Here is a 21766-nt window from a genome sequence, read left to right on the forward strand (position 1 = left end):
TTAGGTAAGGGTTTCCGAAATTGCAACAATTGAATAAGGGCCCTATATTCGGTCGTAGTGGAATACGGTTTCATCACAGCGGCGAGGCCGCCGCTGCCGGATGCCGCCGAGCTAGGAGGACCACGATGACCGCGATGATGGAGATGCCCCGCGTGCAGGAGTGCACCGCCGTGGAGTGTGCGTACAACCAGCACGAAGGCTGTCACGCCTTCGCGATCACCATCGGCACCGAGGCGGACAGCGCCAGCTGCACCACCTTCTTCGACATCTCCGCCAAGGGAGGACTGGACGCCGTGATCGCCCAGGTCGGTGCCTGCAAGCGTGCCGACTGCCGGTTCAACGCCGAACTGGAGTGCCGGGCCCCGTCGATCCGGGTCGGACCCAGCCGGGACATGGCCGACTGCATGACCTACGAGCCGGCCTGACCTGCCCACGGACAACCGGCCGGGCCACCGGCACCGGCACCGGCCCGGTCGGGCTCAGTCCACGACCGGGCTGCGCCGTTCCAGCAGCACCACGTCCCGCCAGCGGCCGTCACGTCGACCGATCCGCTGCCGGGTCCCGACCGTACGGAAACCGGCGCGGGTGTGCACCGCCAGGCTCGCGCCGTTCTCCGGAAAGATCCCGGCCTGGACCGTCCAGATCCCGGCCGACTCGGTCGACGAGATCACCGCGTCGAGCAGCCGGGTGCCGACGCCGCGTCCCTGGGCCGCCGGGGCGACGTACACCGAGTTCTCCACCACGCCGGCGTACACCGGCCGGCTGGAGACCGCGCTGACCGCGGCCCAGCCCAGCAGGGATCCGTCCGCGTCGTCGACGGCCACCCACCGGTGTCCCGCCAGCCGACCGGCGTCGAACGTCGCCCAGTCCGGGGCGGTCGTCTCGAAGCTGGCCAGCCCGGTGTCCAGGCCCGCCTGGTAGATGCCGAGCACCTCGGCCGCGTCGGCGGGGCGCATCGCCCGCACCCGTACCGTCGCCGTCGCGTCATCGGTCCACATGGCAGCCAACCTAGTACCGCTGACCGGGGTCGGTCACCCTGGTGCCGGGGTGGTGGGCCGCCCGGCGCCGGCCGGGGGACACACCGAGGCGCTTGCCAGGTGACGAGGCAGAGCCCGGCAGCAGGTTACGGCGGCCGGGTCCCGGCGGCCCGCTATCGTCGGAGCGGTGAAGGTCTGGATCCCCCACCGGCAAGGTCGGGAACTGCTCGGCCCGCTGCCCGACGAGGTGACCGTCGAGGTCGTCGCCGACCCCGCCGAGCTGCCCTCGTCGCCGGCCGGTGTGCGGTTCTGGGTGCCGCCGTTCCTGGCCCGACCGAAGGCCGCCGAGCTGGTCGGCAGGATGCCGGACCTGCAGGTGGTCCAGCTGCTCTCCGCCGGCGCCGACGCCTGGGCGGGCCGGCTGCCCGATCAGGTCACCCTCTGTGACGCCCGTGGGGTGCACGACTCGTCGACGGCGGAGTGGATCGTGGCGGCGATCCTCACCCACCTGCGCGACTTCGCCGGCTTCATCCGGGCGCAGGACCGCCGGGAATGGTCGTACGACAGGTTCGCCCCCACCGACGAGCTGGCCGGCAAGCGGGTGCTCATCGTCGGTGCCGGCTCGATCGGTGCGGCGCTGCGGGCGCGGCTGACGCCGTTCGAGGTGGAGTTCACCCTGGTGGCCCGGACCGCACGGCCTCAGGAGCAGGTGTACGGCGTCGACGAGCTGCCCGCGCTGCTGCCGCAGGCGGACATCGTGGTGCTGGTCGTGCCGTTGACCCCGCAGACCCGGGGGATGGTCGACGCCGCGACGCTGGCGGCGATGCGCGACGGGGCGCTGCTGGTCAACGCCGCCCGTGGCCCGGTGGTGGACACCGACGCGCTCACCGCCGAACTGGCCGCCGGCCGGATCCACGCCGTACTCGACGTGACCGATCCCGAGCCGCTGCCCCCCGAACATCCACTGTGGGGGCTGCCGAACGTCGTGATCAGCCCGCACATCGCCGGGTCGGTACGCGGACTGCGGGCGCGCGCCTACGCGCTGGCCGGGCGGCAGATCGGTCGGTTCGTCCGGGGTGAGCCGCTGGACAACGTGGTGGTGGACGGCTACTGATCCGTCGGGGTCGCTGCGGCGTCCGCCGGGCCGGCCGGTTCAGTCGCCGGGCCGGCCGGACCGAGTGGCTGTCCGCTGGCGGCGATCAGCCGGGGCAGGTCCCCGGCGCGGACCGCCGGCAGCGGTACGCGGTGCCCGTCGGTGAGCCGGGCCACCGCCCGACCGTGCGGGTCTGCGGTCAGCTCGGCAACGCGCGACCAGGGGATCCGCCGCTGGCCGAGCAGGGCCCGCACGTGCAGGCCGTCGGCGTCGGCGTCGGTGCCGGCGCGGACCGCCCAGAGCGCGATCGCCAGTGGCACCAGCAGGATCGGCAGGAAGTACCAGCGGGTGCTGGCCAGCGGCAGCGATCCGACGAAGGCGAGGATCGCCGCCAACATGATCGCCTGGTGGGGCCGGAACCGGACGATGACCCTGCGACTCATCCGACAATCCTGGCATCCCGCTGGTGAGCGCCGGTGCGCGGGTGTGGTCGCCGGTGGTCGGGTCGGCCACACCGACCGCTGTGGAAAAATCTCGTACGGTCGACCCGTAACCCGATCGCCACCTGTCTCGTTGCTCTCGGCACAGGTCGGCCGCCGGGTGTGCGTGCCGCCTGCCCCCGACCCCTTCCGTGGAGGCGATGGCCGCCTTGCCTGAAGCATCCCCTCAGCTGCCACGCGCGCAGCTGCGTCACCACCGGGCGGCCGACGGCGGTCTGCTGCTACCTGCATCGGTCCTGTTCGCCGTGGCCTTGCTCGTCGCCGGTGGCACCGGCCTCGTCGCCGCCCCGCACGCGCTGCTCGGCGCGATGATGTTCGGCGTCTGCGGTCCTGGTTGGCGGTTGATACGCACCGCCCGCGTCGCCCGTGCCCGCTCCGGGGACTTCCGTGCCTGCCGGTGTGCCGGGGTGCTCGTCGGGGCGACCGTGGTCGGGGTCGGTGCGGTCTGCGTCGCGGCGGTCGCTCCGGCGACGGTACGGGCCGAGGTGGCGGTGGCCGGGCTGGTCCCGACACTGGCCGGGCACCTGGTCGCGATCCTGTTGCTACCGGGCGTCGCGGAGACCTGGTCGTTGCGGTGGCGGCGGCTGTTCGACGGACTGAGCATGGCGACCAGTCTGATCTTCGCCGGCTGGCTGCTCTCCCCGGCCAGCGGGGTGCCGGCGACCGTGCTGGTCGCCCAGCTCGGGGTGATCGGCGTCGGGGCGGTCATCGCGGTGACGGTGTTGAGTGTGCGGGGCCAGCTGTCGTCGGTGCCGTTCTGCGGTGGTGGTTCGATCGCCCTACTGGTCGGCCTGGCGGCCCTGACGGTCTGCTTCGCGTACGGCACCGACGACCGGCTCTGGTGCCTGGCGGCGGCCCCGGTGGTCGGCGGCATGCTGCTGCTGGCGGTCGGTGCGTGGCGTGCCCTGCGCGCCGGCGGAGTCCGGGTCGTCCCGCTGCGCGGGCGGCTGTCGGCGTACCCGCTGTTGACGGTGCCGGCGGTGGTGGCGACCGCGGCGGCCGGCTACCACCTGGCGGTGCAGGGCTCGTTCGACCGTACGTCGATCCTGCTCGGCCTGGCGGTGATCCCGACGCTGGTGGTCCGCGAGGTGATGGCCGCCGCCGACGTGCGCGCCTACGCCCGTCGGCTCTCGGAGCAGGAGGCGCACTTCCGGTCCCTGGTCTCCGGTGGCAACGATCTCACCCTGATCCTCGGTGACGACCTGCTGGTCCGCTGGCAGTCACCGGCCGCCGCCCGGCTGTTCGGGCTGGCCGATGCGGATGTGCTCGGCCGGCCCTTCACCGACCTGATGCACCCGGAGGACGCCGCCGAGGTGATGCTCATCCTGACCGGGGTGTCGACCGGCCGGCTGCCCCGCTCCGGACGCGTGCCGCTGGTGACCGCCCGGCTGCGCGACGGTCACGGTCGGTGGCGCGACACCGAGTCGACCGTCACCGACCAGCGCGACGTCCCCGAGGTCCGGGCGCTCGTCGTCCACGTGCGTGACGTGGGGGAGCGGGTGCGTCTGGAGCGCCGGCTGCACAAACTGGGCTTCACCGACCAGCTGACCGGGTTGGCGAACCGTCGGGAACTGATGCGTCAGCTGGCCACGTCGCAGGAACTGCCCGGGCAGCCGGGGGCGTTGCTCATCATCGACCTGCACGGCCTGACCAGTGTCAACGAGCAGTACGGCCGGGAGACCGGGGACGCGGTGCTGATCGAGGCGGGTCGCCGGCTGCGCGACACGGTGGGTCCGGACGACGTGGTGGCCCGGCTCGGCGGCGACGAGTTCGCGGTCGTCACGGTGGCCGGGCCGATGCTGGCCTACGGCGTCGGTGCCCGGCTGATCTCGGTGCTGCGGGAGCCGTGGCAACTGCCCGGTGTCCTGGTCCATCTGCAGGCCAGCATCGGCATGGCCGACCTCGGCGGCGGCGACGGGGTGGACGACGTCCTGCGCCGGGCGGACCTGGCCCGGCGACGGGCCCGCCAGCTCGGCCGGAACCGGGTCGAGTGGTACGACTCCTATCTCGAGGAGCAGCTGGTCCGTCGGCTGGATCTGGAGCGTGAGCTGCCCGGCGCCGCCGAGCGCGGCGAGCTGGACGTCGTCTACCAGCCGATCATCGATCTCACCGACGGCCAACCGGTCGGGGTGGAGGCGTTGTTGCGCTGGCGCAGCCCGGTGCTGGGCACCGTGCTGCCGGCGGAGCTGCTGCTGGTCGCCACCGACCTGTCGTTGCTGCCGCAGATCGGCCGGTGGCTGCGGGCTACCGCCTGTCGTCAGCTGGCGTCCTGGGCACGGGAGGGCCATCAGCTGTGGCTGTCGGTCAACGTCGCCCCGGTCGAGCTGGCCGCACCGGGGTTCGCGGCCGACCTGGTGGCGGTGCTGCAGACCAACGGAATGACGCCGGAACAGTTGATCGTCGAGGTCGCCGAGTCGTTGGCCGCCGATCAGCAGCAGGAGATCATCGTCCAGCTGGCGGAGCTGCGGGCCCGGGGCGTGCGGATCGCGTTGGACGACTTCGGCGCCGGGCAGGCGGCGATCGGCCAGCTCCGCCGACTGCCGCTGGACTTCGTCAAGATCGACCGGTCCCTGGTGACCGACTCGACCAGCCGGTCCGACCCGGCCCGACCGGTGCTGGACGTGGTGGCGGAGCTGGGCCGCCGGTTCGGCCTGGAGATCATCGCCGAGGGGTTGGAGACGGCCCAGCAGGTCGGCCAGGCTCAGGCCGCCGGCTGCCGGTTCGGTCAGGGGTACGCCCTGGCCCGCCCCGCTCCTGCGGAGCGGACCGAGGCGTACATCGCCGATTTCCCCACCCCGTCGTACTGACCACGACCGGCCGGCCGACCGGTAGGGACGTCCCGACCTGGTCAGGCCGGTGCGTAGCCGGGCATCGGGTAACCGGCAAGCAGGTCGGCGACCTCACCGGCGATCCGGTCCAGCGCGGCGTCGTCGTCCTTGACGGCGGCGGTGACCGCGTCGTCCATCCAGGCCGCGACCTGCGGCATCTGGGCCTCGGTCAGCCCACGGGTGGTGAGCGCGGCGGTGCCCAGCCGGATCCCGGACGGGTCGAACGGCTTGCGCGGGTCGTACGGCACGGTGTTGTAGTTGAGCTCGATGCCGGCCCGGTCCAGGGCCTGCGCCGCCGGCTTGCCGGCGACGCCCTTGCCGGTCAGGTCGGCCAGGATCAGGTGGTTGTCGGTGCCCCCGGAGATCAGGTCGAAGCCCCGCTCGGCCAGCGCGGCGGCCAGCGCCTTCGCATTGGCGACCACCTGGTGGGCGTACCGGCGGAAGTCGTCGGTGTCGGCCTCGCGCAACGCGACCGCGATACCGGCGGTGGTGTGGTTGTGCGGGCCGCCCTGCAGGCCGGGGAAGACCGCCTTGTCGATCGCGGCGGCGTGCTGTTCGGTGGTGAGGATCATCGCGCCGCGCGGGCCGCGCAGCGTCTTGTGGGTGGTCGTGGTGATCACGTCGGCGTGCCCGACCGGTGAAGGGTGCGCGCCGCCAGCGACCAGGCCGGCGATGTGCGCGATGTCCGCGACCAGGACCGCGTCGACCTCGCGGGCGATCTCGGCGAAGGCGGGGAAATCGATGGTACGGGGCACTGCCGTGCCGCCGCAGAAGATGACCTTCGGGCGCTCGCGGCGGGCCACGTCGCGGACCTCGTCGAAGTCGATGCGGCCGGTGTCGCGGGAAACGGTGTAGCGCACCGAGTTGAACCACTTTCCGGTGGCCGAGACCGACCAGCCGTGGGTGAGGTGCCCGCCCATCGGCAGCGACATCCCCAGCACGGTGTCACCGGGGGAGAGGAAGGCCAGGTAGACGGCGAGGTTGGCGGGGGAGCCGGAGTACGGCTGGACGTTGGCGTGCGCGACGCCGAACAGCGACTTCGCCCGGTCGATCGCGAGGGTCTCGATCGGGTCGACGAACTGCTGGCCCTCGTAGTAGCGCCGGCCCGGGTAGCCCTCGGAGTACTTGTTGGTCAGCACCGTGCCGCTGGCCTCCAGTACGGCGGTGGAGACGTAGTTCTCCGAGGCGATCATCCGGAGCTTGTCGTGCTGGCGACGGGCCTCGCCCTCGACGAGCGCGGCGAGCTGGGGATCGGCGGCGGTCAGGTACGGAATCTGCGGTACGTGCACGACGTGCCCTCCTGGGTGTCGGTGCGGCGCCGTCGCCCCCGGGCAGTGCCGGGCACGGCGGTGCCGTCGACGGTGCACCCAGGCGCGCGGCGCACGTCAGTGGTCGCTCCCCGGTGGTCGGTTCCACCTTCGCTGCGCCAGTCGCGTGACCGGATCGAGGATAACCCGTGCCGGGTTCGCGCAGCGACGAGACCCGGCGCTGGCAACGGTACGTCGGCTGACCGGTTTGTGGCAGTTGACCGATGGGCAACTTAATCGGTTCAGTAATCCGGTGGTCGCTCAGGGTCGAGGCGGGGCGGTGCTGCCCCGCGGCGTCAGCCGGGGCGTGTCGTCCTGGAAGGTCTGTGCCGGACCGCCGGCGATGGTGGCGAGCAACTGGCGGGCCGCGCGGGCGCCGTACGCCGGGATGTCCCGGCCCAGCGCGGTCAGCGGCGGGTGCACCAGTCGGCACAGTGGCGAATCGTCCCAGGCCACGATCGACAGGTCGCCCGGCACCGTCAGCCCCATCTCCTGGGCGACGGAGAGGCCGGCGATCGCCATCACGTCGTTGTCGTAGATCATCGCGGTGGGCCGGGTCGGCGTGCTGAGCAGCCGCCGGGTGGCCCTTGCGCCCTCCTCGCCGGTGTAGTCCGACGGCACCGTGACGCACTGGTCCAGGCCCAACGTGCGGCAGGCGTCGGTGAACGCGGTCGCCCGGATCTCGGCGTGCAGCAGGCCGGGCAGCCCGCCGACCCGGGCGATCCGTCGGTGCCCGAGGGCGACCAGGTACTCCACGGTCTCGACCAGGGCGGTCGCGTCGTCGGACCAGACGCTGGACAGCGAGCCGGTGCGCCCCGGTCCGCCGATCACCACCGCCGGCAGTTGCAGGGCCTCCAGTGCCGGCACCCGACCGTCGTCGACGCGCAGGTCACAGACGAGCACCCCGTCCACCCGCCGTTCGCCCCACCAGCGTCGGTAGACGGCGATCTCGGCCTCGGTGTCCGCCACCACCTGCAGGGTCAGCGCGTACGACCGGGCCGACAGCTCTGCCTCGACGCCGCTGATCAGCTCCATGAAGAACGGCTCGATGCCGAGGATCCGCGCCGGTCGGCTGAGCGCCAGTCCGACGGCGTTCGCGGTGGCTCCGGAGAGGGCGCGGGCGGCGCTGTTGGGGTTGAAGCCGATCTCCGCCGCGATGGCCAGGATCCGCTGGCGGGTGGCCTCGGAGACGCCCGGCTGGCCGTTGAGCGCGTACGACACCGCGCCCTTGGATACGCCTGCTCGGCGGGCGATGTCGGCGATGGTCGGCCGTTTCACCGGCGGCGCTCCTTCGGTTCGGTGCCTGCTGCACGTGGTCGGTTGCCCGGGTGGTCGGTTGCCCGGGGCGGTCGGTCGTTCCGGCTGGTCGCTTGCGGTGACGGTGACACCCTGTGCCCCGGTCGTCCGATCTTGCCCGGTTAAGTTGCCTTCTCGAAACGATAACCGGCCCGCCCGCCAGGTGTCAGGGGCCCGTCCGGCGAGACCCGCCGTGCGCTCGGAAGCGTTGCTGGACCCTCTGTCACACCCGATCCTGCAGGTGATCCACATCACGAAGATTACGGGTTGGCCACGGGGTTAACACGCCATTGACAGTCGCGAAGCGCGCTCGTACCGTGGCCTCACTTATCCGGTTCAGTCAACGTTCCTCAATGTTGGGAGCGTTTCCAATCTTCGGAGGATGGCATGGAACGGCGTTGGACCCCTTGGGTGCGGACGGCGGCCGTCGGGGCCGCCGGCGCGCTCCTGCTCGCCGGCTGCAGTGGTGAACCCGGTGGTGGCGGCGACGACGGCAAGACCACCCTGACCATCGCGTTCTGGGGCGACTTCGGCCTGGGCGACCTCAAGGCCCAGTACGAAGCCGACAACCCGAACGTCCGGATCAACCTCAACGCGGGCGAGTACAACGCCCAGCACGAGGACCTGCAGAAGAAGCTGATCGCCGGCTCCGGTGCCGCCGACATCGCCGCCATCGACGAGGGCTTCGTCGTGCAGTTCCGTGAGCAGGCCGACAAGTTCGTCAACCTGCTGGACAAGGGTGCGGGCCAGTACGAGGACCGCTACCTCGAGTGGAAGTGGCGCCAGACGCTCTCCGTCGATGGATCCACCCAGATCGGCCTCGGCACCGACGTCGGCGGGCTGGCCATGTGCTACCGCACCGACCTGTTCGAGGCCGCCGGCCTGCCCACCGACCGCGAGCAGGTCTCCGCGCTCTGGCCGGACTGGGATTCCTTCATCGCCACCGGCGAGGACTACGTCGCCGCCAGCGGCAAGAAGTTCGTCGACTCGGCCACCAACATCTTCAACCCGGTGCTCGGCCAGCAGCCGGTCGGACTCTTCGACACCAGCGACAACCTGGCCATGGAGGGCGGCCCGAAGGTCGCCTTCGACACCGCCGCCGCCGTCGTCGCCGCCGGGCTCTCCGCCAACCTCGCGGCCTTCTCCCCGGAGTGGAACAACGGCTTCGTCAACGGCGACTTCGCCGTACTGGCCTGCCCGGCCTGGATGATGGGGCACATCCAGAACACCGCGCCGGACACCGCCGGCAAATGGGACGTCGCCGCCATCCCCGGCGGTGGTGGCAACTGGGGCGGCTCGTTCCTGACCATTCCGGCGCAGGGCAAGAACGTCGACGAGGCGTACAAGTTCCTCGAGTGGCTGATCCAGCCGGAGCAGCAGATCGAGATCTTCAAGAAGGTCGGCAACCTGCCGTCGCAGCCGGCGCTCTACGAGGACCCGGCGATCGTCGAGTTCTCCAACCCGTTCTTCAGCGACGCCCCGGTCGGCCAGATCTTCTCCGACACCGCAGCGAACCTCACCCCGCAGTACCTCGGCCGCAAGAACGGCCCGGTCCGGGTCGCGGTGGAAAACGTACTCAACCGCCTGCAGAGCGGTGACCTCGAAGGCAAGCCCGCCGAGGCATGGACCGAAGCCCTCGCAGAAGCCGAGAAGGCGGCCAACGCGTAACCACATCGCGGGCCGCGTACCGCGTGGCCGGGGTGGGCGACGTCCGGACCGGACGCACCGTCCACCCCCCGCCACATGGCCGGCCGCCGCACGGCTACCCCTGGAGGCAACCATGTCCGCAACGCGCGCCGCACCGCCGTCGCCGCGCAACCGCGCCGGGGCGCACACCCGTGCGGCCGACCCCGATCCGCGGGCCAATCCGACCTGGCGCAACCGCATGCACCGCTTCGACATGCGGTACATGCCCTACATCCTGATCTCCCCGTTCTTCCTTCTCTTCGTCGTCTTCGGGCTCTTCCCGATCATCTTCAACGGCGTGGTGGCGCTGCGGCACTGGCGACTCGACAACGCCGAGCTGACCGGCTGGGCCGGACTGGCGAACTTCGAGCGGCTGCTCGGCGACGACCGGTTCTGGAACGCGCTGTACAACACGTTCGGCATCTTCATCCTCTCCACCGTGCCGCAGCTGTTCCTGGCCCTGATCATCGCGTCGTTGCTGAACCGCAAACTGCGCGCCCAGACCTGGTTCCGGGTCGGCATCCTGCTGCCGTACATCACCCCGATCACCGCGTCGACCCTGCTGTTCGCGGTCTTCTTCGCCCGTGACTTCGGCATCGCCAACTGGGCGTTGGACGTGCTCGGACTGCGCGGCGAGGCGCCGATCGACTGGCGCTCCACCAAGACCGCCTCCTGGGTCGCGATCGCCACGATGGTCAACTGGAAGTGGATCGGCTACAACGCGCTGATCTACCTGGCCGCGATGCAGTCGATCCCCCGCGACATCTACGAGGCCGCGGCCGTCGACGGAGCCGGCCCGTGGCGTCAGCTCTGGCAGATCACCGTACCGATGATCCGGCCGGTGGTGGTCTTCACCGTGATCCTGTCGACCATCGGCGGTCTGCAGCTGTTCACCGAGCCGATGCTGTTCGAGCAGAACTCGCAGGCGGCCACCGGCGGATCCAACGGCCAGTTCCAGACCATCGCCCAGCTGATCTACAAGGTCGGCTGGAAGGACCTCAACCTCGGGTACGCCGCCGCGATGTCCTGGGCGCTGTTCCTGATCATCGTGATCATCGCGGTCGTCAACGCGCTGGTCGCCAACCGCCTGGGAGGGGGTCGCAAGTGAGCGTCGACACCGCACCCCGCCCACCCGCCGAACGCACCGGTGCCACCGGCGGCGGCAAACCGCCGAACCGGCGGCGGCGCAACGCCGCGTTGATGGGCCGGGCCCCGGCCAGTACGCCGGGCAGCTTCTGGAACTACCTGTTCCTCAGCCTGGTCATCCTCTTCTCGGCGTTCCCGCTCTACTGGATGCTGGTCATCGCCACCGGCACCGACGCCGACCTGGCGAAGATCCCACCGCAGATGCTGCCCGGCGGGCAGCTGCTCACCAACCTCAACGAGGTCTTCACCCTCGAGGACGTCTACTTCGCCCAGTCGTTGGTGAACAGCTTCATCGTCTCGTCGGTCGTGACGTTCTCGGTGCTGTTCTTCTGCTCCCTGGCCGGCTTCGCCTTCGCCAAGCTGCGCTTCAAGGGCCGCAACGTGCTGATGGTGATCGTGGTGCTCACCCTGACCGTGCCCAACCAGCTCGGCGTGGTCGCGCTCTACATCCTGATGGGCGAGCTCGGCTGGAACGGTCAGCTGATCGCGGTCATCGTGCCCGGCCTGGTCACCGCGTTCGGTGTGTTCTACATGCGGCAGTTCATCCTCGAAGCCGTGCCGGACGAGCTGATCGAAGCCGGCCGCATCGACGGTGCCACCACGATGCGGATCTACTGGAGCGTGGTGCTGCCCGCGGTACGCCCGGCGATGGCCGTCCTCGGCCTGCTCACCTTCGTGGCCACCTGGAACGACTTCCAGTGGCCGCTGATCACCCTCGGCGGCACCTACTACCCGACGTCGATGGTGGCCCTGTCCGACCTGGCCAGCGGCAACTACGTGCTGTACCGGCGGGTGCTCGCCGGTGCGTTCGTCGCGACCATCCCGCTGCTGATCATGCTCTTCATCGGCGGTCGCCAGATCGTCCGGGGAATCATGGAAGGCGCAGTCAAGAACTGACCCGGTGCCGACGTGGGGGTGTGGACGGCCGTGGCCCGCCGTCCACACCCCCCGCTGCGGCGACCGCGGCACCCGACCCGGCACATCGAGCACGAGCGAGGAACCAGATGAACACCGTACGACCGCTCCACGAGGGCTGGACCGTGCGACCCGCTGACGGGTTCGACGTACCCGACGGCATCGCTGACCGGCCCGTCGGCGCGACCGTACCCGGCTGCGTCCACACCGATCTGCTCGCCGCCGGACTCATCCCCGACCCGTACCTCGACGACAACGAGACCCGGCTGAGCTGGATCGGCCGGACCGACTGGATCTACGAGACCACCTTCGACTGGGCGGACCCGGACGACGCCCGGGTCGACCTGGTCTGTGCCGGCCTGGACACCGTCGCCACGCTCACCCTCAACGGCGTCGAGGTCGGCCGCACCGCGAACATGCACCGTGGCTACCGGTTCGACGCCCGGACGGCCCTGCACACCGGGCGCAACACCCTGCAGGTGCGGTTCGACTCCGCGTACCGGCACGCCGAGGCGGTACGGGACCAGCTCGGCGAGCTGCCCAACGCGTACCCGGAGCCGTTCAACTTCATCCGCAAGATGGCCTGCAACTTCGGCTGGGACTGGGGCCCGAACCTGGTGACCGCCGGCATCTGGCAGGAGATCGGCCTGCACACCTGGACCGACGCCCGGTTGGCCACCGTCCGGCCGCTGGTCACCGTGGACCACACCGCCGGTGCCGCCACCGGCCGGGTCGAGGTGCACGTCGACGTCGACCGCGCCGACGACCACGACGGGCCGCTCACCGTGGTCGCCGCCGTCGCCGGCGTCCGCGCCGAGGCGGTCGTCCCCGCCGGGCAGCGCGCTGCCGTCGTGACCCTCACCGTTGCCGACCCCGCGCTGTGGTGGCCCCGGGGGTACGGCGAACCCGCCCGCCACACCCTCGACGTCACCCTGCACCGGGCCGACGGTGCCAGACTCGACACCTGGGCGCGGCGGATCGGGTTCCGGTCGGTCCGCCTGGATACCAGCGCCGACCGCGACGGCACCGCCTTCACCCTGGTCGTCAACGAGGTGCCGGTCTTCGTCCGGGGCGTCAACTGGATCCCCGACGACGCGTTCCCGACCCGGGTCGACCGGGCCCGCTACGCCCACCGGCTCGGTCAGGCGGCCGACGCCGGCGTCAACTTCCTGCGAATCTGGGGCGGCGGGCGCTACGAGTCGGAGGACTTCTACGATCTCGCCGACGAGCGGGGGCTGCTGGTCGGGCAGGACTTCCTGTTCGCCTGCGCCGCGTACCCCGAGGAGGAGCCGCTGGCCGGCGAGGTCGACGCCGAGGCCCGCTACCAGGTCGCCCGGCTCACCCCGCACCCCAGCCTGGTGCTGTGGACCGGCAACAACGAGAACATCTGGGGCTGGCACGACTGGGGCTGGCAGGAGGTCCTCGACGGCCGGACCTGGGGGCTCGGCTACTACCTCGACGTGCTGCCCGGCATCGTCGCCGAGCTGGACCCGACCCGCCCGTACTGGCCGGGCAGCCCGTACTCGGGCCGCGACGACCTGCACCCCAACGACCCGGCGCACGGCACCATGCACATCTGGGACGTGTGGAACACCGACGACTACCTGAAGTACCGGCAGTACGTGCCCCGGTTCCTCGCCGAGTTCGGCTACCAGGGTCCACCGGCGTACGCCACGCTGCGCCGCGCGATCAGCGACGATCCGCTCGCTCCCGACTCGCCCGGCATGGCCCACCACCAGAAGGCGACCGACGGCGACCTGAAACTGCAACGTGGCCTGGACGCACACCTGCCCGCCCCGCGTGACTTCGACGACTGGCACTACCTGACCCAGCTCAACCAGGCCCGCGCGATCGCCGTCGGTGTGGCGCACTTCCGGTCCCACCGGGGCGTCTGCATGGGCACCATCCTGTGGCAGCTCAACGACTGCTGGCCGGTCACCTCGTGGGCAGCGATCGACGGCGACGGACGCCGCAAACCCCTGTGGTACGCGCTGCGCCACAGCTACGCCGACCGGCTGCTCACCATCGAACCGCGCGACGACGGACTAGCCCTGGTCGCGGTCAACGACACCGGTACGCAGTGGCGGCCGACCGTCGACGTCACCCGGCTCACCCTGGCCGGCGAACCACTGGCCAAGGTCGGACACGAGCTGACGGTGCCGGCGCACGCGGCGGTCACCGTACCGCTGGACACCGGGCTGGCCGCCAGCGGCGACCCGCGCCGCGAACTGCTGCTCGCCGCCGCCGGCGACCAGCGGGCCTGGTGGTTCTTCGCCGAGGACCGGGAGGTCGACTACCCGGCGGCCGGGTACGACGCGACGGTCGAGCCGACCGACGGCGGGCTGCGGGTGACCGTCACCGCCCGGACGATCCTGCGCGACCTGACCCTGTACGCGGACCGGCTCGACCCGGCGGCCGAGGTGGACCAGGCGATGGTCACGCTGCTGCCCGGCGAGTCGGCCCGGTTCGTGGTCCGTACCGGCGTCGACCTGGACCCGACGGCGCTGACCCGCCGCCCGGTGCTGCGCTGCGTCAACGACATCACGGCCGGCTCCGACATCGCGGCGGGCTCCGGCGTCGCGGCGGGCTCCGACATCGCGGCCGGCTCCGGCGCGGCGGTCGACGCGTGAGCGGCGGCGCCGTACTGGCGGTCGACGTCGGCGGCACCAAACTGGCCGCCGCCGTCGTCGAACCCGACGGCCGCATCGCCGTCCGTGGCGCCGTGCCGACCCCGGCCGGCGCGGACGCCGCGACCGTCACCGCCGCCCTGCACCGGGTGGTCCACCAGGTCGTCGACGGCCGGGACCCGGCCACACTGGCCGGGCTGGGGGTCGGCTCGGCCGGCCCGCTCGACCCGGCGGCCGGCACGGTCAGCCCGGTCAACATCGTCGCCTGGCGCGACTTCGGCATCCTCGACTCGCTGCGGTCGGTGCTGCCCGGCCGCCCGGCGGTGCTCGCCGGTGACGGGCACTGCATGGCCCTCGGCGAACACTGGCGCGGCGGCTACCCCGGTCGGGCCCTGCTCGGCATGGTCGTCTCCACCGGCGTCGGCGGCGGACTGGTCATCGACGGCCGGATCCACCCGGGCAGCAGCGGCAACGCCGGCCACATCGGACACATCGTCGTCGACATGACCGGCCCGCCCTGCCCGTGTGGCGGGCGCGGCTGCGTCGAGGCGATCGCCAGCGGTCCGGCGATGGTCCGGTGGGCCGTCGAGCAGGGCTGGACGCCGGGGCAGCGCCCGGGCGACGCCCGTACCCTCGCTGCCGACGCGCGGGCCGGCGTACCGGTCGCCGCCGCCGCCTTCACACGCGGCGCGACCGCCCTGGCCGCCGCGGTGGTCTCCGCCACCGCGCTGATCGACCTCGACGACGTCGTCATCGGCGGCGGGGTCGCCGCCGCCGGTGACGTGCTCTTCGCTCCGCTGCGCGCGGCCGCCGCGGAGCTGGCGGGCCTCGACTTCGTCCGTCGGGTCCGGATCCACACCAGCAGTCTCGGCAACGACGCAGGACTGCTCGGTGCCGCCGCACTCGCCCTGGAGGCCGCCGCGCGCCAGTGACCTCCACCGCTCCACGGTCAAGGAGACCCCCGATGCGCCCACGCTCCGCCGGCCTGCTGCTGGCCCTGGCCGGACTGCTGCTCACCGTAGCGGCAGTCCCGGCCCAGGCCGCACCGCCGGCCCATCACCCCGGCCATCCCGGCCATCCCGGTACGCCCGGTACGCCGACCGCCGGATTCGTCACCCGGCACGGCGACGACCTCAAACTCGACGGCAGGAAGTTCCGGTTCGCCGGCAGCAACAACTACTACCTGATGTACAAGTCGCCGACGATGGTCGACGACGTCTTCGACGACGCGAAGTCTGCCGGGTTCACCGTGCTGCGTACCTGGGGATTTCTCGACATCGGCAACGCCGACGGCTCGAACTCGGTCGCCGGCCCCGCCGACGGCGTCTACTTCCAGTACTTCGACGGCGACCGGCCGGCGTACCACGACGGCCCGGACGGTCTGGAACGCCTCGACCACGTCCTGGCCGCCGCCCGCGAAGCCGGCATCAAACTGGTGATCCCGCTGACCAACAACTGGCGCGACTTCGGCGGCATGGACCAGTACGTGCGGTGGCGCGGCGGGCAGTACCACGACGACTTCTACACCGACCCGGTGATCCGTGGCTGGTACAAAGACTGGATCAGTCACGTGCTCAACCGCACCAACACCATCACCGGGGTCAAGTACCGCGACGATCCGACGGTGATGACCTGGGAGTTGGGCAACGAACCCCGCTGCAAGGGCTCCGGGGTGTATCCGGCGTCACCGGACTGCACCACCGAGACGCTGACCGCGTGGGCCGACGAGATGAGCCGGCACGTCACGGCGAACGCGCCCCGGCAGTTGGTCAGCGTCGGTGACGAGGGCTTCTTCTGTGACGACCCGACCAGCGGTGACTGGACCACCAACTGCGGCGAAGGCGTCGACAGCGTCGCGCTGAGCAGGCTGCCGGCGATCGACGTGATCTCGTACCACCTCTACCCGGACCACTGGGGCAAGGACGCCGCCTGGGGCAACGAGTGGATCGCCCGGCACGCCAAGGCCGCCAGGAAGGCCGGCAAGCCGGTGATGCTCGGCGAGTTCGGGATCCACGACAAGTCGACCCGCAACGTCGTCTACCGGCAGTGGACCGACACCGCGATCGCCGGCGGCACCGCCGGGTTCCTCTACTGGATCCTCTCCGGCGTGCAGGACGACGGCAGCCTTTACCCGGACTACGACGGATACACCGTCTACTGCCCGAGCCCGGTCTGCACCACGCTGTCGAACGCGGGAGCGGCGGTGCGGGGCGACAAGCGGCCGTGGCCGCCGGTCGCCGACCACGACACGGCCACCGTCGAGTTCGGCCAGGTCGCGACGCTGCGGCCGGCGGCCAACGACATCGCCCACCGGGGTACGGTGCGCGCCGCCACCATCGACCTCGATCCGACGGTACGCGGCCAGCAGCGCCGGGTCGGCGTCGACGGCGGTGAGTTCGCCCTCGGCGACGACGGGGTCGTCACCTTCACCCCGGCGGACGGCTTCGCCGGCCGGGCCACCGCCCACTACACGGTGCGCGACCGCGCCTGGCGTACGTCGAACGTCGCCGACCTGGTGGTGACCGTCAAGCCGGACCCGGCCGGGGTGCAGACGCTGTTCTCGTTCGAGACCGGCACCGACGGGTGGGGGCCGCCGTCGTGGGAGCCGGGTGTCGGCACCGTGGCGCAGTCGGACGCGTTCGCCACCGACGGGGCGTACGGGTTGCGGGTCGACTCGGTCACCGGCGGCTGGTTCGGCGCGTCGTTCGCCGAGCCGGTGGACCTGTCCGGCCGGGTCACCCTGAAGTACGACCTGCGTACCGACCCGTCGGTGGGAACCAACGCGGCGATCGCCGTGCAGACCGGGCCGGGCTACACCTGGTGCCAGTCGACGTTCACCTGGCTGAACCAGGGTTGGACCGGCACCGCCGAGATCGACCTGCTGACCGAGATGTCGTGTGACGCGGCGGCGCTCGCCGACGTGCGCGAGTTCTACGTCTACGTCAACCCCGGCAGCGTGCACCTGGACAACATCCGGGTCGAGTAGTCAGATCGCTCCGAACGCGCGAACCCTGGCCCCGAACAACTCGGGGCCAGGGTTCGTCACGTCGGTCGCTTGCTGATCGGTGGGTCAGCGCAGCGTGGCTGCTCCGGTGACGAAGGAGCGCCAGGCAGTCGGGTCGAAGGTCAGCGCCGGTCCGGTCTGGTCCTTGCTGTCCCGGACCAGGACGCGACCGGGGAGGTTGTCCGCCACCTCGACGCAGTCGCTTCCGTTGCTGTTGCTGCGGCTGGACTTGCGCCACATCGGCTCGGTCATAGTTCCTTCACCAACTTCAAGATCATGTCCCGCGACTGGGCGCGCGGCAACGCCACACCGCTCAGAGCCTGCCAGGCCTGTTCCAGCGCGGCAACCCGCTTCGGGTCGGTCACCACGCGGCCCTCCAACTGGTCGTCGACGTATCCGACGTTGCCGCCGGTCTCAGCCATGCTGGCGAGCATGAACGGCCCGTTCTGCCCGGGATGCCAACCTGCTGATACTGGCGTCACCTGCACCAGGACCCGGGACCGGGTGCTCATTTCGGCGATGTGCTCCAGCTGCTCCTTCATGATCACTGGGTCCCCTCGGCGGAGCCCGTCCTCATCGATGATGAATTGGCACACCGGTGGCTCCTCGCGCTCGAACACGGCGGTCTGCCGGGCCAGCCTGATGCTCAGATAATCGTCGGCTTTCGCCGGTGTGAGCAGACCGCTGTGCAGGATGGCGCGGGCGTACGCCTCCGTCTGCAGCAGCCCAGGGATGATCTGGCACTCGTACCGCCGGATCGCCGACGCCTCCTGCTCCAGCTCGGGTAACGGCTGGAACCAGTCTGGCGGGATGGCCTTGCGGGCCTTGTTGGCCAGCTCCTTGACCAGCGGCGCGCTGCTGAACACCCGGTCGATGTGATCAGCGGTGTCGGGCATCGGTATCTGGCGGCCGGTCTCGAACTTGGCGATCAGGGACGCCGAGACGCTGAGCCGCTGGGCCAATTGTTCCTGCGTCATACCGCCGTTGAGCGAACGAAGAAACCTGAGCACCTGGGGGATGCCATTGTTACTCGTCATTACCGATCCTTCCGGCCCGTCTCGGGGCAGCGTCCTGCCCGAAACAACTGTGTTGCGTTCCGGCCATCCTCTCTCGTGACGTCCGCACAGTCCAGGGTGGAGGTCGGCAGATTCTTCGCTGGTTGCTCCGGAACTGTGGAATCTCTGATCCAGAGATCGCCTTATTGATCAAAAAGTGTGCGGTCGAGCCAGGCGGCCATCTGGTCGGCGTACTGCTGGCTGATGGCAGCCTCGGCGGCCCGGTTGTCGCCGACGGCCGGGTCCACGTCGGAGCCTTCGCGCATCAGCAGATGGTCGTGGCCGGCGACGCGGTGCACGGTCAGCTCCGCCGACGACGATCTGTGCCACGCCGCGATGCTGTCGTCGATCGGCATCCAGCTGTCGGTCTCGCCGTAGAACAGCAGCGTCGGGCAGCGCACCCCGGCGAAGATCCCGGTCGGATCCAGGTCCATGTCCCGCCAGCCGCCGCCGGCAGCCGGCAACTCGCGGGGAAGTACGCCAGCGGGAACCAGGGGCGGTCCGCGTACCGGTCGACGAGCGCCTGCGCCGTCGGACGGTCCAGCTGCCCCCGCTGGTACGCCTCCCACCCGGCGCGCAGCTCGGCCAACCCGGCCAACTCGGTGTCGCCGTACCCGTGCCGGCGCAGCTGCTCGGCCGTGCCGTGGCGCATCTGCGCCGCCGGTGACACCCCGCACGAGGACACCAGGATCTGGAAGGCGAACAGTTCCGGATGGTATGCGGCGGCCATCGGCGCAGCCCAGGCACCCTGGCTCAACCCCCACAGACCGAGTCGCGCATCGCCGCCGACGATCTCGCGCACCGTCCGGGCCGCAGCCGCCGCGTCGGCGGCCTGCAACCGCAGCGGTACGTCGCGACCGGGCTCCAACGGTGCCCGGCGGTCGTAGCGCAGCACCGCCACACCGTGTGCGGTGAGCACCCGGCCGACGTGGGTGTAGCAGAAGTAGGACCGGTGACCGGCCGCCGATCCGTGCACCACGACCACCGCTGCGCGGACCGGGCCGGCGGGCAGGTCGACAGTGCCGGGCAACTCGCCGTCGTCGGTCGGGACGACACACCCGGCCGCGATGATCTAGATCCACTCGTTGTTCCGCCGCGAGCCGGTCGCGGGGCTCGCCGCCGTTCAGGCCTGCGGCCTGCGCCTGTCGCGGGTTTGTAAGAGGTAGCTAACCGCATCGCAACATTCACGGCTCGTTGGCTGTAACACGCCGTCCCTAGGGTCTTCTCTAGTCTATAGAAAAGGGAGTGAGATGACCGCGATGCCAAGCGTGACCCTCGCCCAACCGGTCGACACCGCCGGGGCCGGGGCCGGGGCACCAGCTGCCCCCGACCTCGCGCCGATGGTGTCGATCGTCGACCTGCACAAGCAGTACCGGACCCCCGAGGGCGACGTGCACGCCGTCCGGGGGATCAGCTTCGACATCGCCCGGGGCGAGTTCGTGACGTTGCTCGGCCCGAGCGGCTGTGGCAAGACCACGATCCTGCGCTCGGTCGCCGGACTGGAGACCCCCACCTCCGGCGAGATATCCATCGGCGGTCGGGTCGTCTACTCGTCCGAGCGCCGCATCCGCCTGACACCGGCCCGACGCCAGATCGGGATGGTGTTCCAGTCGTACGCGATCTGGCCGCACATGTCCGTCTTCGACAACGTCGCCTACCCGCTACGGCGCCGCCGACTGCCCAAGCCCGAGATCACTGCCCGGACCACCGAAGTGCTGGAGCAGCTCGGGCTCGCCCACGCCGCGCGGCGCTCGGCTACCAAGCTCAGCGGTGGGCAACAGCAGCGGGTGGCGGTCGCTCGCGCGCTCGTGTCGCGCTCCGAACTGATCCTGTTCGACGAACCGCTGTCCAACCTCGACGCCAAACTCCGCAAGGAAGTCCGCCAGGAGATCCGCGACCTGCAGCAAAGGCTCGGGATCACGGTCCTCTACGTCACCCACGACCAGGAGGAGGCGATGGCGGTCTCGGACCGGATCCTGGTCCTCGAAAGCGGCGAGATCAAGGACCAGGGCACGCCGGCCCGGGTCTACTCACGCCCCGCCGACGTGTTCGCCGCCAACTTCGTCGGCGAGAGCGAGACCCTCGACGGCCGCATCGTCGAGGCCGACGACGACCACTGGCTGGTGCAGACCCAGATCGGCCGGCTGCACGTGGCACGACAGCCGCACGACGCCGCGCGGATCTCCGAGCCGGTCATGCTCACCGTACGCCCGGAGCACCTGCAACTGCGGGAACCGACCCCGGAGACGGCGGCACAGACCATCGCCGGCGTGGTCCGGTCCACCTCGTTCCTCGGCCCGTTCGCCGAACTGGTCGTCGAGCTGGAGTCCGGCCACCTGGTCACGGCCCGGGTGAGCGGCAGCGCGGGCGCCGCCCCGGGCACCCGGGTCCACGTGCGGATCGAGCCGCACCACATCGTTCTGCTGCCCCACCGCGCGCCCGCCGCCAGCGCCGCCTGAGCAACGCGCCGCCTGAGTGACGCGCCGCCTGAGTGACGCGATCCGACCCATCAAGGAGAGAGACACATGACGTACAACCAGGTGCACCCGAAGAGCCACGCCGTCGAGGTCATCGACCGCACCGAGACGTTGACCAGGCTCAACGACGCACTGGAGATCGACTTCACGAAGACCGCCGTCGTGCAGATCGACATGCACGTACGGCAGATCGACAAGGACTGGTCGTCGTTCCCGCAGAACGTGGCCGACCGGATCCTGCCGAACGCCGCCGCCTTCCTGGACGCCGGCCGCGAGCTCGGGCTGCCGGTCATCCACATCATGGTCTACCAGCGCCTGGTCGAGCGTGGCATGCAGCCGCGTACCGCGATCGTGCAGAGCACCGGGCGGCCCGGCACCCCGTACGGCCTGGCCCCCCGGCCCGGCTACCACCCCGACGCGCCCGAAGGCTACTTCGAGTGGGACGTGATGCCGATCCTCGGCCCCAAGCCGGGCGACTACATCATCAACACCAAGCGGCAGATGACCAGCAGTTTCCTGTCGACCGACGTGGAGCACCTGATCCGCTGCCTCGGCGTGGACACGTTCTTCGTCGTCGGCATCAACACCAACAACTGCGTCTCCAACTTCTCGTTCGACGCCTACAACCGGATGTGGACGCCGGTCATCGTCACCGACGCGGTCGGTTCCACCCACGGCAAGGACCTGCACGAGTTCGCGCTGCAGAACTACCCCCGCACGATCGGCCTGGCGATGTCCTCCGCCGAGGCCGTCGAGCGGCTCACCGCCGCCAAAGCCGCCGCCGGGGCACCCGTGACGGCCGGCGTCTGACGCCCAGCCTGCTGCGCGCCAGCTGACTTCCACTTCTCGAAAGGG

18 protein-coding genes, 1 pseudogene and 1 riboswitch are annotated in these 21766 nt (G+C 70.8%); of the genes and pseudogenes, 11 read left to right on the forward strand and 8 right to left on the reverse strand.

What is annotated here, in order from left to right; genetic code table 11:
• Nucleotides 1-125: 125 nt before the first annotated feature.
• On the forward strand, nt 126-425 hold the full coding sequence (locus tag O7623_RS28920) for a DUF1540 domain-containing protein (RefSeq protein ID WP_282226093.1): 300 nt from the start codon (nt 126-128) through the stop codon (nt 423-425).
• A 54-nt stretch (nt 426-479) separates the two neighbouring features.
• Here the strand turns inward: O7623_RS28920 and O7623_RS28925 are convergent, their stop codons facing one another.
• The gene (locus O7623_RS28925; RefSeq protein WP_282229633.1) at nt 480-956 is read right to left on the reverse strand and encodes a GNAT family N-acetyltransferase; all 477 of its coding nucleotides are present in this window, start codon (nt 954-956) and stop codon (nt 480-482) included.
• A gap of 208 nt (nt 957-1164) precedes the next feature.
• Here O7623_RS28925 and O7623_RS28930 point away from each other — a divergent pair, with 208 nt between their 5' ends.
• Complete coding sequence (locus O7623_RS28930; RefSeq protein WP_282226094.1) at nt 1165-2091, forward strand: 2-hydroxyacid dehydrogenase; 927 nt, start codon at nt 1165-1167, stop codon at nt 2089-2091.
• Here O7623_RS28930 and O7623_RS28935 read toward each other — a convergent pair.
• Nucleotides 2085-2513, reverse strand: a complete 429-nt coding sequence (locus O7623_RS28935; protein WP_282226095.1) for a PH domain-containing protein — start codon at nt 2511-2513, stop codon at nt 2085-2087. The genes O7623_RS28930 and O7623_RS28935 overlap by 7 nt on opposite strands.
• Before the next feature lie 197 nt (nt 2514-2710).
• Between O7623_RS28935 and O7623_RS28940 the strand changes: the two genes are divergently transcribed.
• Nucleotides 2711-5377, forward strand: a complete 2667-nt coding sequence (locus tag O7623_RS28940; protein ID WP_282226096.1) for a GGDEF domain-containing phosphodiesterase — start codon at nt 2711-2713, stop codon at nt 5375-5377.
• A gap of 41 nt (nt 5378-5418) precedes the next feature.
• On the opposite strand, the gene glyA is transcribed toward O7623_RS28940, so the two are convergent.
• Nucleotides 5419-6687 carry a serine hydroxymethyltransferase gene (gene glyA, locus O7623_RS28945; RefSeq protein WP_282226097.1) on the reverse strand — a complete coding sequence of 423 codons (1269 nt, stop codon included), beginning with the start codon at nt 6685-6687 and terminating at the stop codon, nt 5419-5421.
• Nucleotides 6688-6756: 69 nt separating this feature from the next.
• Nucleotides 6757-6842, reverse strand: a riboswitch (ZMP/ZTP riboswitch).
• 124 nt (nt 6843-6966) lie between these two features.
• Nucleotides 6967-7983: a LacI family DNA-binding transcriptional regulator gene (locus tag O7623_RS28950; RefSeq protein ID WP_282226098.1), complete on the reverse strand. Its 1017-nt coding sequence runs from the start codon at nt 7981-7983 to the stop codon at nt 6967-6969.
• A 405-nt stretch (nt 7984-8388) separates the two neighbouring features.
• Between O7623_RS28950 and O7623_RS28955 the strand changes: the two genes are divergently transcribed.
• From O7623_RS28955 to O7623_RS28980, 6 genes are all read left to right on the forward strand, one after another.
• Nucleotides 8389-9669, forward strand: a complete 1281-nt coding sequence (locus tag O7623_RS28955; protein WP_282226099.1) for an extracellular solute-binding protein — start codon at nt 8389-8391, stop codon at nt 9667-9669.
• 112 nt (nt 9670-9781) lie between these two features.
• Nucleotides 9782-10795 (forward strand): sugar ABC transporter permease, encoded by a 1014-nt coding sequence (locus tag O7623_RS28960; RefSeq protein ID WP_282226100.1) that lies wholly within the window; start codon nt 9782-9784, stop codon nt 10793-10795.
• 92 nt (nt 10796-10887) lie between these two features.
• Nucleotides 10888-11730 (forward strand): carbohydrate ABC transporter permease, encoded by an 843-nt coding sequence (locus tag O7623_RS28965; RefSeq protein WP_282229634.1) that lies wholly within the window; start codon nt 10888-10890, stop codon nt 11728-11730.
• Between the two features lie 107 nt (nt 11731-11837).
• Nucleotides 11838-14378, forward strand: a complete 2541-nt coding sequence (locus O7623_RS28970) for a glycoside hydrolase family 2 protein (RefSeq protein ID WP_282226101.1) — start codon at nt 11838-11840, stop codon at nt 14376-14378.
• Complete coding sequence (locus O7623_RS28975; RefSeq protein WP_282226102.1) at nt 14375-15307, forward strand: ROK family protein; 933 nt, start codon at nt 14375-14377, stop codon at nt 15305-15307. Before O7623_RS28970 ends, O7623_RS28975 begins: the two co-directional genes overlap by 4 nt.
• A gap of 32 nt (nt 15308-15339) precedes the next feature.
• On the forward strand, nt 15340-17361 hold the full coding sequence (locus tag O7623_RS28980) for a cellulase family glycosylhydrolase (RefSeq protein ID WP_282226103.1): 2022 nt from the start codon (nt 15340-15342) through the stop codon (nt 17359-17361).
• Between the two features lie 84 nt (nt 17362-17445).
• Here the strand turns inward: O7623_RS28980 and O7623_RS28985 are convergent, their stop codons facing one another.
• From O7623_RS28985 to O7623_RS29000, 4 genes and pseudogenes are all read right to left on the reverse strand, one after another.
• Nucleotides 17446-17631: a DUF397 domain-containing protein gene (locus O7623_RS28985; protein WP_282226104.1), complete on the reverse strand. Its 186-nt coding sequence runs from the start codon at nt 17629-17631 to the stop codon at nt 17446-17448.
• On the reverse strand, nt 17628-18416 hold the full coding sequence (locus O7623_RS28990) for a helix-turn-helix transcriptional regulator (RefSeq protein ID WP_282226105.1): 789 nt from the start codon (nt 18414-18416) through the stop codon (nt 17628-17630). Before O7623_RS28990 ends, O7623_RS28985 begins: the two co-directional genes overlap by 4 nt.
• Nucleotides 18417-18577: 161 nt before the next feature.
• A complete protein-coding gene (locus O7623_RS28995) occupies nt 18578-18868 on the reverse strand; it encodes a hypothetical protein (protein WP_282229709.1) in 291 nt (96 codons plus the stop codon).
• 113 nt (nt 18869-18981) lie between these two features.
• Nucleotides 18982-19419, reverse strand: a pseudogene (locus O7623_RS29000) (alpha/beta fold hydrolase); the annotation flags it as partial.
• A 265-nt stretch (nt 19420-19684) separates the two neighbouring features.
• Here O7623_RS29000 and O7623_RS29005 point away from each other — a divergent pair.
• Together O7623_RS29005 and O7623_RS29010 are read left to right on the forward strand one after the other, a co-directional pair.
• Nucleotides 19685-20893: an ABC transporter ATP-binding protein gene (locus O7623_RS29005; protein WP_282226106.1), complete on the forward strand. Its 1209-nt coding sequence runs from the start codon at nt 19685-19687 to the stop codon at nt 20891-20893.
• A 66-nt stretch (nt 20894-20959) separates the two neighbouring features.
• Complete coding sequence (locus O7623_RS29010; protein WP_282226107.1) at nt 20960-21721, forward strand: isochorismatase family cysteine hydrolase; 762 nt, start codon at nt 20960-20962, stop codon at nt 21719-21721.
• Nucleotides 21722-21766 lie beyond the last annotated feature (45 nt).

This window comes from Solwaraspora sp. WMMD791, assembly GCF_029581195.1.
In the GTDB taxonomy this organism is placed as follows: domain Bacteria; phylum Actinomycetota; class Actinomycetes; order Mycobacteriales; family Micromonosporaceae; genus Micromonospora_E.

What these genes read in the sequence shown, in the direction of transcription:
- O7623_RS28920 (WP_282226093.1), top strand. Translation starts at nt 126, where the DNA reads ATGACCGCGATGATGGAGATGCCCCGCGTGCAGGAGTGCACCGCCGTG.
- O7623_RS28925 (WP_282229633.1), bottom strand. Translation starts at nt 956, where the DNA reads ATGCGCCCCGCCGACGCGGCCGAGGTGCTCGGCATCTACCAGGCGGGC.
- O7623_RS28935 (WP_282226095.1), bottom strand. Translation starts at nt 2,513, where the DNA reads ATGAGTCGCAGGGTCATCGTCCGGTTCCGGCCCCACCAGGCGATCATG.
- O7623_RS28940 (WP_282226096.1), top strand. Translation starts at nt 2,711, where the DNA reads ATGGCCGCCTTGCCTGAAGCATCCCCTCAGCTGCCACGCGCGCAGCTG.
- O7623_RS28955 (WP_282226099.1), top strand. Translation starts at nt 8,389, where the DNA reads ATGGAACGGCGTTGGACCCCTTGGGTGCGGACGGCGGCCGTCGGGGCC.
- O7623_RS28960 (WP_282226100.1), top strand. Translation starts at nt 9,782, where the DNA reads ATGTCCGCAACGCGCGCCGCACCGCCGTCGCCGCGCAACCGCGCCGGG.
- O7623_RS28965 (WP_282229634.1), top strand. Translation starts at nt 10,888, where the DNA reads ATGGGCCGGGCCCCGGCCAGTACGCCGGGCAGCTTCTGGAACTACCTG.
- O7623_RS28970 (WP_282226101.1), top strand. Translation starts at nt 11,838, where the DNA reads ATGAACACCGTACGACCGCTCCACGAGGGCTGGACCGTGCGACCCGCT.
- O7623_RS28980 (WP_282226103.1), top strand. Translation starts at nt 15,340, where the DNA reads ATGCGCCCACGCTCCGCCGGCCTGCTGCTGGCCCTGGCCGGACTGCTG.
- O7623_RS28985 (WP_282226104.1), bottom strand. Translation starts at nt 17,631, where the DNA reads ATGACCGAGCCGATGTGGCGCAAGTCCAGCCGCAGCAACAGCAACGGA.
- O7623_RS28990 (WP_282226105.1), bottom strand. Translation starts at nt 18,416, where the DNA reads ATGACGAGTAACAATGGCATCCCCCAGGTGCTCAGGTTTCTTCGTTCG.
- O7623_RS28995 (WP_282229709.1), bottom strand. Translation starts at nt 18,868, where the DNA reads ATGGACCTGGATCCGACCGGGATCTTCGCCGGGGTGCGCTGCCCGACG.
- O7623_RS29005 (WP_282226106.1), top strand. Translation starts at nt 19,685, where the DNA reads ATGACCGCGATGCCAAGCGTGACCCTCGCCCAACCGGTCGACACCGCC.
- O7623_RS29010 (WP_282226107.1), top strand. Translation starts at nt 20,960, where the DNA reads ATGACGTACAACCAGGTGCACCCGAAGAGCCACGCCGTCGAGGTCATC.